The organism is bacterium (genome assembly GCA_028821235.1).
Lineage (GTDB): Bacteria > Actinomycetota > Acidimicrobiia > Spongiisociales > Spongiisociaceae > Spongiisocius.
In genome coordinates, this window is sequence record JAPPGV010000063.1 from 44,010 (window position 1) to 54,170 (window position 10,161).

4 protein-coding genes are annotated in these 10,161 nt (G+C 67.0%); all 4 read left to right on the top strand.

From position 1 onward, the window contains the following. The first annotated feature begins 35 nt into the window (after positions 1–35). Entirely contained in the window at positions 36–1,256 is a 1,221-nt protein-coding gene (locus OXK16_06910; GenBank protein MDE0375675.1) for a cation diffusion facilitator family transporter, read from the top strand. A gap of 319 nt (positions 1,257–1,575) precedes the next feature. Beyond that, positions 1,576–2,235: a TetR/AcrR family transcriptional regulator gene (locus tag OXK16_06915; GenBank protein ID MDE0375676.1), complete on the top strand. Its 660-nt coding sequence runs from the start codon at positions 1,576–1,578 to the stop codon at positions 2,233–2,235. A gap of 339 nt (positions 2,236–2,574) precedes the next feature. Next, entirely contained in the window at positions 2,575–8,703 is a 6,129-nt protein-coding gene (locus tag OXK16_06920) for a fibronectin type III domain-containing protein (GenBank protein MDE0375677.1), read from the top strand. Between the two features lie 160 nt (positions 8,704–8,863). Continuing rightward, positions 8,864–10,161, top strand: a 1,298-nt coding sequence (locus OXK16_06925; GenBank protein MDE0375678.1) for a fibronectin type III domain-containing protein, incomplete at its 3' end; no start/stop codon positions are given.

A 10,161-nucleotide genomic window follows, 5' to 3' on the forward strand; every position in this document is an offset into this window, starting at 1 on the left:
TTTCAATTGCGAAAAGGGCAACGTAAGGATTCCTGGTGCACGAGCCAACTGAACGCTCATCGCACGATCACGATCACGATCACGATCACGGTGAGCAGGGTCATGACCATGGTCACGATCACGCGCCATCTCTAGGCGACCACGACCACGACCACGACCACGACCACGACCACCATGACCATGGCCACGACGACCACGACCACGGTCACGGAGTACTGGCCAAGTTGAAGCACCTTGTGGTGCCTCACTCTCACGATCACAGTGAGGTGATCGAGTCCTCCTACGAGTCGAGCGAAGTGGGGATACGGACCGCATGGATTGGGCTGGCCGGCATGATGGCGACCGCGGTGGCCCAGCTGGTGATCGTCGCTCTGTCGGGTTCGATCGCGTTGCTGGCCGACACCATCCACAACCTTGGCCACGCGGCGACGACCATCCCGTTGATCGTGGCGTTTCGCATGGGCCGCTGGCGGGCCACCAAGCGATATCCGTACGGTTACCGGCGAGCCGAGGACCTGGTCGGGCTGTTCATCGGGCTGATCATCCTGGTAAGCGTGGTGATCATCGTCTGGGAGTCCGTAGACGCGTTGGTCAACCCCCGGGTGGTGACCAATCTGTGGTGGGTGTTCGCGGCAGGGATCGTCGGGTTCCTCGGGAACGAGATCGTGGCCGTCTATCGGATCCGCGGTGGTCGAAGGATTGGGTCTGCGGCGCTGATTGCTGAGGGCCAGCACGCACGGGCGGATGGACTGACATCGATCGCGGTTGCGGTCGGCATGGTCGGAGTCTGGCTCGGCTATCCCCAGGCTGACCCGATCGTGGGATTCCTGATCTCGATCATGATTCTCGGAATCCTCGTAGCGTCGATGCGTACCGTGGTGAGGCGGCTGATGGACGGCGTCGATGAGGGGCTGATTGACCGCCTTACCGCCATAGTCAAAGAAACGCCCGGTGTGGTGGCAGTAGACACGGTGCGCGCCAGGTGGTCGGGCCATCGGATGTCGGGGGAAGTCGCCATCCAGATCGACTCGGCGCGGACGGTGCTCCATGGCCACGGAATCGCCGAAGAGGTCGAACACGCCGTGCTCCATGCGGTGCCCAACATGGACAGCGTTGTCGTCCACCTGCATCCCGCAGTCTCGGCAGATCAGGCGGCCAGCCTGCACGAACGCTCGGGCCACCACGCCAGCCGCGAGGCCAGAGAAGCCTACCGAGCACGCCAAGCCTCCCAGAGCCTCACTACGGCAGGCGACTGAACCAACGCTCCCGACCGTACGCGCCACGCGCCACAAAGGAGAAGCTTCCAGGCGCTTGTTGGACACGTTGTTAGGACGGCGGATTGACTCTTGACGACCTCTGACCACCAACCCAACCGCTACGTTGCCGGCCTTCCGGTCTATAACTAGACAGCTGCCAGATGCCCCTACATTCAGCCATTGCCCTATGACCCTGGGACGCAAGACCCGGCACGACCTCTGCCTGAAAGCAATACTCAAATAATAAGTTGACACTACTATCTATCGTAACTAATCCGGCCTCCTTGGTATACGAGTTCGACCTCGGTAACATGCAGCCATGTCCACGACGGGAGACCAGGCACCTGGCCGGCCCCGCGTGCAGAGTCGAAAAAGCAAGGCAGATCGGTTAACCAAGCTGCTGTTGCAAGCCGCATCTGAGGAGTTCATCGCACGCGGCTATGAGGCGGCCCGCGTCAGCGACATTGCCCGCCGGGTGGGCGTAACGTCAGGCGCCGTCTACGCGCGGTGGCCCAACAAGACCGACGTGATCGTCGCCGCCCTCGAGTACATGTTCGAACAGATCCTCCCCGATGAGGAACTCGAGCACCTCGGCGATGCCGAGGGGTCACCGGCCACCATGTTGGCGATGCTGGGGACGAATCTCCTGCACTTCGATCCGAACAAGGAAGTTGTGGTCCAAGTGTTCGGTAGTGCCCGTAACAACGAAGCGATCCGCACCTCCCTTGTCGCATACCTCAACAAAGAGGCCGAACAGCTGAGCCGATACGTAGAGCAGGCCAAGGACGACGGGCTGTTTGACCCCGAAATCAGCACCGCCGCCGTCACTCTGCTGTGCCAGTCAATCGGTATTGGCGCCCACCTGCTGCTGTCAGCAGGCCTCGACGACCGCCACGTACCCACCACAGTCGAGTGGGAATCGCTGCTCTGGACTCTTATGAGCGCCGCTATCCCCGCCGAGTCCTCCGGGGCCGCGTAGACCAAGCAGTCCCCACCCCACCTTCGCCTAGGTCCAGCTTCCTGATCTGGGGGATCCGCTTGTTCATCCTCCTGAAGGACCCACCGTGAACTCCCGGTGGAGGTCGGACCGGACCATTCTCAATCGGCGGCGCTGGGACGCGGTTGAACGACGATTGCGGCCGGGCCTCACTGCTTCGGAGACGGAGGCACCTAGAGGCTGCGTAGCGGAGTTGCGTCTCTTCTGACCCGATGACCCGGTCACTGCGGGCAGTCAAGGGATAAAACTGTAGTTGCAACTACAATTTGTTACCATCTCGCCCGTTGTGTTCGACAGGAGCCCTCTGGGAGACACCAACTGATGGATCTGCTGGGGAGTCGCGTTCGGCGTCCGGTGGTCCGGGGATTGGCGGCTGTCGTCATGCTGGCTTCGGTGCTGGTGCCCGCGGATCCGGTGGCCGTGGCCCAGCAGGGCACGCCGTACGGGGACGTTGCTCCCGGCGCCTTCTACGCGGAGGCAGTGACCGCGCTGGCCGCCGATGGGGTGTTCGCGGGCACCGAGTGCGCCGAGGGATTCTGCCCCGCGGATTCGCTGGATCGGGCGACCATGGCGGTGTGGACGGTGCGCGTTCTGGACGGGCAGGACCCCCCCGGCGTCATCTCGACGCGCTTCGCCGATGTGGACGGGACGCATCCTTTTGGTGCGTTCATCGAGCGCTTCGCCGAACTCGAAGTCACCAGAGGCTACGACGACACCAACTACTGCCCCGACGGCACTGTGACCCGCGCCCAGATGGCCGTGTTCCTGTCGCGCGCGTTCGATCTCGCAGCGGGACCCGACCCCGGTTTCGGCGATGTGAGGCCGGACGCCTGGTACGCAGCCGATGTCGCCAAGCTGGCCGCATCCGGCATCACAGCGGGTTGCGGCGACGGCGCCAACTACTGCCCCGGCGACAGCGTGACACGCGCCCAAATGGCGTTGTTCCTCGCCCGCGCCCTGGAATCCCCCGAAGAAGACCCCGGCCACGTAGAAGAAGCCGCCCCGGCCGTCGGCGGAGGGTTGGGCGGCGGAGGAGGCGGCGGTGGCTCCGGTGGCGGTGGCGGCGGCTCCGGTGGTGGTGGCGGCGGCACCCAGATCACCAGCCAGCAACGGACGGTAGAAGCCCCGGGCGTGCCCCGGAACTTGGTGGTGGCCGTGGAGGGCCACACCACTCTCGAGGTCGGCTGGGATGCGCCCCACAGCGACGGCGGCGACTCGAACCTCTCGTACGTGGTGCAGCGGCGGGCCGGGGCGACGGACGGCTGGTCCACCTTGAACGTGGACCAGACACTGTCCGACACGGGCCTCGGCCACCGGGCCGAGATCACGAACCTGGTGAACGGCGTGATCTACCAGATCCAGGTGGCCGCCCGCAACGGTGGCGGGACCGGACCATGGTCCGCCGTGGTCGAGGGTGAGCCGACGGCCACCGACCCTCCGGAGCGACCGTCCAGCCTTTCGATCCGACCCGGCAGCGAACAGTTGGCGGTGTCGTGGCCGGCATCCTCTGACCTGCGTGACTTTGCCTCGGTGACCTACGAGATCGGGTACCGGGAGTCGGGCGGCGGCTGGACGACGTTCGCGTCCGATGAGACGGGCAGGTCGGTGACGATCACCAACCTGGACAACGGCGTCGCCTACGACGTGCGGGTTGCGTCCAAGTACGAGAACCTGACCAGCACCTATACCGAGGGTACGGGAACGCCTGTCGGGAGCCGGCCGAGCCTGCCCCAGTACGTGACGGAGCCCGCCGGCAACGGCGAACTCTCGCTGTCGTGGCAGGCGCCGGACAACCTCGGCGGGTACGACATCTCGTTCGTGACCTATTCGGTGCAGTACCGCAGAGGCCGCAGCGGGAGCTTCACCCCGTTCACTTTCGACGGCACGCAGACGTCGGTGACCATCACCGGCCTCGACAACGGCGTCGAGTACCAGGTGCAGGTAGCGGCCAAGACCCCGGCCGGCTCCAGCAGCTACGTCACGAGAACGGCCACCCCGAAGGGGACCGCCCCCGGCGCGCCGACGATCGACACGGTGACGGCCGGCAACGGGCGGCTGACGGTGGAGTGGAGCGCTCCGTCGAACACCGGCGGGTACGCCGACTCGTTCCTGCGCTACTCGGTCGAGTACCGCAAGACGGCAAGCACCGGCGATTGGACGGTCTTCGCGGCGTCGCTGTCGTCGCGGTCGTCGACCATCACCGGCTTGGAGAACGGAGTCTCCTACGACGTCCAGGTCGCGGCCTCCAACCCGGCCGGCGCCGGCGACTACAGCTCCCCGCGTTCGCGCACCCCGGAGGGCACCGCACCCGGCAAGCCCGGCAGCGTCCGGGTGACAGCGGGCAACGGCGAGTTGGGGGTCGTCTGGAACAAGCCGTCCACCGGCGGGTACGCCGACTCGTTCCTGACCTATGACGTGCAGTACCGGCGAGCCGACGCCGACACCGCCGATCCCTGGCTGAACGGCCCCCAGGGAGTGACAGGCACCTCCGCCACCATCGCCAGCCTGAGCAACGGCGTGGCCTACGACGTGCAGGTCCAGGCGAACAACCCGATCGGTCCCAGCGGCTACACCAACCCGGTGGAGGGCACGCCGGTGGGCAACGTGTCCGGCGTGCCGACCAGCGTGTCGGTGACCGCCGGCCAATCCGGTGAGTTGGAGGTGTCGTGGACCGCGCCGTCGGCGACCGGCGGCTACGACGTCTCGCAGCTGACCTATTCGGTCCAGTACCGCCGGGGTACCACAGGAGGGTGGACCACGTTCGCCTCGGCAGCGACGGGCACGTCGACGACGATCACCGGTTTGGACAACGGCTTCGAATACCAGGTGCAAGTCGCCACCAGGAACCCGGCGAACCTCCTCAGCCCCTACAGCGCCGCGAAGTCGGCGACGCCCGAGGGTGACGCTCCCGGCAAGCCGACCGGGGTGTCGGTCACGGCCGGCAAGAACCGGCTGTCGGTGTCGTGGAGCGCTCCGACCGGCACCGGCGGCTACGCCGCTTCGTTCTTGACGTACACCGTCGAGATCCGGGAAGGAAGCAGCGGAACATGGTCCGATGATGGGGTGACCGTGTCGGGGCGGACGGCGACGATCACCGGGCTGGACAACGGGGTGGATTACCAGGTGCAGGTGGAGACGGCGAGCCCGGCCGGCACCAGCGGTTTCACCGATCCTCCGGTGGAGGGCACGCCGGTGGGAGACCGGCCTGGGGCTCCGACGATCAGCGGGGTCACAGAAGGCGACGGTCTGCTCACGGTGTCGTGGGACGCGCCGACAGACACCGGCGGCTATGACGTCTCGTTCCTGTCATATGTCGTCGAGTACCGCAAGGGCAGCACCGGGTCCTTCACTACGTTCGCTTCCGCCGAGACAGGCACAACGGTGACAATCCCGTCGCTGGACAACGGCTACCAGTACCAGGTGCGGGTTGCGACCAACAACCCGACGAACCTCCCCAGCCCCTACGCAACGGCCACCGGCACCCCGGAAGGGCGTGCCCCGGACCCGCCGACCAACGTGTCCGTCAGCGCGCCCGCAAACCAGGCAAACCAGCTCGAGGTCTCGTGGGACGCGCCGACAGGCACCGGTGGCTATGACGTCTCGTTCCTGTCGTATGTGGTCGAATACCGGGAGTCGGACACAGCCGGGAGTTGGCTCGCTGCCGGGGTCAGCATCTCGGGGACAATGGCCACGATCACCGGTCTGGACAACGGGATCCAGTATGACGTGCAGGTCGCGGCCACCAACCCGGCCGATACCAGCGGCTTCGCCTCGGACAGCGGCACGCCGGTGGGGACCGCGCCCGGCGCGCCCGGCAGCCTCTCGGTGCAGGCGGGCCAGGGTGGTGAGCTGCTGGTCTCGTGGGCGGTTCCGTCGAACACCGGCGGGTACGCCGACTCGTTCCTGACCTACGACGTGCAGTACCGCCGTGCCGACGCCGACGCCGCCGATCCCTGGACAGACGGCCCCCAGAACGTGACCGGCACCTCGACGACGATCACCGGCCTCGACAACGGGGTGGCCTACGACGTGCAGGTCCTGGCGGAGAACCCGGCCGGAGCCAGCGGCTACACCACCCCGAAGGAGGGCACGCCGTCCGGCACCGAGCCCAGCGCGGTCCGCAACCTTGCCGTGACCGCGGGCGACACCAAACTCGACGTGTCGTGGGACGCGCCCGCCGACAACGGCGGGTACTCGACGCTGACCTACCGGGTCCAGCACCGCAAGCGGTACCACAGCGGATCCTGGTCCAGCGCCGGGGTGACCATCACCGGGACCACCGCCGAGATCACCGGCCTCGACAACGGCCAGGAGTACGACGTGCGGGTCAGGGCCAGCAACGATGCCGGCCACGGTCCCTACACGAGGGTCTCCGCCACACCGGAGGGGACACTGCCGGGGACGCCGGGCAACCTGATGGTCGAGGCTAAGAACAAGCAACTCAAGCTCACGTGGGACGCCCCGACCGACGGCGGGTACGACTCGCTGAGTTACGTGGTCGAGTACCGCACCGGCAGCGAAGAGTGGCGTGTCTTCGGCGAGTCGGCCGGCAACAGCACCAACACGGAGACAACGATCAGCCGCCTGTTCAACGGCACGTCCTACGACGTGCGGGTCTTCGCCAAGAACGCGCTGGGCAGCAGCACCGCAGCCACTTCCACAGGAACTCCGGTGGGAACGCTGCCAGGCGCCCCAAGACACGTGGCCGCCCGCCCGGGCCACGAGTCGCTGGACATCACCTGGAGCGCGCCCCAGAACACCGGCGGGTACGGCTCGGCCACCCTGACCTACACCGTCGAGTTCAAGCAGAGCGGCAGCACCGACGCCTTCTCCGACACCGGCGTGACCGTCACCGGGACGTCGGCGGCGATCACCGGTCTCACCAACGGCACGGCGTACGAGGTGCGGGTGGGCGCGTCGAACGGGGCCGGCGCCGGCACCGCCTACGGCACCGTCACCGCGACGCCGAACAAGAGCTTCAAGCCGCGCGACGTGGTGGTGACGGGCGGTAGCGGCAGCCTGGAGGTGGCGTGGTCGCCGCCCGCCGCACCCAGCAGCGAGATCGACAGCTACGACATCCAGTACCGGTTGAACGGCACCCAGACCTGGACCGAGGTAGCCGATGTCACCTCGCCGCACACTATCTCCTCGCTGACCGCCAACGCCTCCTACGACGTGCAGGTGGGCACCAACGACACGTCGGCCAGCGCGACCGTCTGGTCCGACACCGTCACCGTGTCGGCCCGTCCGGCACCGCCGGCAACGTGGATAAGCGACTGGGCCCGGATGAACGAGGGCAAGCCCAGAGTCCGCTGGGGCGTCGTGGGGGGCGCGAACGCGCCGACTGGATACAAGATCCAGTGGAAGCGCGAGGGCGAGGACTGGGATCCCGTCAACCGGCAGATGACCGTGAACCAGCCCTCGGGCACCGCCAGGGAGATGGAGGTCGACGTCGACAGCGGAAGGGACAACGACGGCGACGGCACGGTGTGGGATATCCGGATCATCCCTTACAACCTCGGCGGCGACGGCCCCGCCCGCAGCATCGCCTACACCCAGCTCACCAACGAAGCCGAGTACAACGTCTGGGCGGAGGAGAACATCATCGAACCGCTCGCGGCCGATTGGCAGTGGCTGGGCACCGCGTGGGACTTCCTGGACTCACGGCCGGGCGTGAACATCGAGCTGGAAGGCGGGGGAGGGAGCTTCGCGGGGCGCGTCAGCATCACCGTGCACAACTCGCCGACCCCAGCCAACCGCAACCTGCCCGTCGCGACGTTCGGTGGCGTAACCCTCAACCAGGCACCGAGACGAGCCACCGCCACGCACGTTTCTACGGTCGTGCACGAGCTGGCCCACGTGTACACCCAGACGACCGACATAGCGGCCTACATCGACGACGTCGCACCGATCGGCATGCTCTACCTGTACATCAACGAGGAGTACCCGAACTCCCCGTTCGACGCCGACTGCTACGCCCACGAGCTGATGGCCGACCTGATCACCGCCGTGGTGATGAAGGACGCCGACGAGGCCGCCCGGAACGGCGACCTGCCCTCCCTGTTCGAACTGTCCGGATTCCTGAGCCAGTACTTGCTGTACTGGCGCTCGTGCGCTCGCATTGACCATGACGAGCCGAACGCCGATGACGAGGCGTTCATCCGCAGCGTGTTGAGCGGCAGCATCCCCGACTGGTTCACCGACACCTACGGCGGAGACGCCGGCGACGTCTACTCGGCCGACTACGACGGCAACGCGGCCCTGGTGTGGAAGCACCTCCGAAGGTTCCAGGCAACCGACTCGACCAACGCCAGCTTCCGGGTCGTCCCCCTGAACTACTTCAGCAAACTCTTCGGCGGGTACTGCAGCAACTCCGCCGCCACCAACGAGGCCAAGACCAAGGGGATCCCCACCGCGGGCCGCAACCCCTGGGCCAACGGAGGCTGCTAGCTCAGGAAGGCCGGCCAAGCTGGTGAGATATAGTTGTCTCAACTACAATGTAGGTCAGCAGTAGACGGAGCCCTGCCCGCATTGAGGAGTCTTGAGATTGCCTGATCGGCCTAGCCCTGCATCGCATCGAGGTCCGGCGCGGCCGAAGCGGAGCCGGTGGTTGGCGGTCCTGGGCGTGGCCGCAGGAATCATCGTCGCGGCGCTGGCGCCGACGACGGCGGCTACCCGTCCAGCGGATTCGCTCGCGCCTGCGGAGGTGGCTCAGGCGGCTCGGCCTGCGGCCGTGACCGGGTTGAGCGTGCAGGCGGGCGACGCGCCCGGAGAGCTCCACGTCAGCTGGGATCCCCACCCGAACGGCGCAGTCGACTACCGGGTGAAGTGGGCCCGTGTCGGGACGAACTTCAAGTCGTACAAGAACACCGACTGGAACGCGTTCCCCGTCGACAACGAGTTGACGATCTCAGGGCTCTGGCCTGGCGAGTCCTACAAGGTCCAGGTGCGGGCCCGTTTCAGCGGTCCCAACGGCGAGTGGAGCCCGGTGGTCACCGGTACTGCGGCCGAGACGGCGCCGGAGCCCATCAAGGTGACCGACCTGAAGTTGACGGATCTGTCCGGCCAGCCCCCCGAGAACAGCGGACCGGCCTACGCGGACGCGGCGTCCGTGGTGTGGTCGGCGACGCTCACGGTGGGGGTCGACGCCTCGCAGCCGCCGGGATCGGGCTACTCGCGATGGGCGGGGGTGGGCGACCTGTCGGAGCGAGGGCTCACGCTGGGCGGCACCTCGATGCGGGTGATGTTGATCGTGCAGATGGCGGGAGGCCTCTTCCTGGCTATGGACCGCGCCACCGACACGGACTTCACGCTCACCCTCGGCGATGCCGAGTTCGCAGCCGGCGAGAGCCTGGTCCCCGACACCGCCGGATCGGGCCGCTACTGGTGGGCGACCGACGCCGACCTCTGGGCGGTCGGCGAGGAGGTGGACGCCAGCATCACCGCCGGCTCCGCAACGCTGGGCGAGCGGGCGACCGCGCCGCCGGTCGCATACTTCAGGCAAATGCCCGACCGCCACGACGGCACGGAGCCGTTCACGTTGAGGCTGTACTTCGACCGGCAGCTGCCCGTCACCGCGGCCGCACTGAAGGACCACGCGCTGGAGACGGTCGGCGGGACGGTGACCGGTGTGTCCGCGGTGACGGACGGCTCGACACAGATCTGGGCGATCACTGTGCAGCCCGACGGGGCCGGCGACGTCACCGTCGCGCTGCCCGCCGGAGCGGCCTGTGACCAGCCCGGCGCGGTGTGCACCGCCGACGGTCAGAGGTTGCACAACAGCGCCCAGGCGACGGTGCCGGGTCCGTCCTCGGTCTCGGACGCGGTCGGGCAAAGGACCACCCTGCTGGCCAGCGGCTCCTACCACACCTGCGTGATAGAGGCCGACGGCACCCTCACCTGCTGGGG

What these genes read in the sequence shown, in the direction of transcription:
- OXK16_06920 (MDE0375677.1), top strand. Translation starts at nt 2,575, where the DNA reads ATGGATCTGCTGGGGAGTCGCGTTCGGCGTCCGGTGGTCCGGGGATTG.
- OXK16_06915 (MDE0375676.1), top strand. Translation starts at nt 1,576, where the DNA reads ATGTCCACGACGGGAGACCAGGCACCTGGCCGGCCCCGCGTGCAGAGT.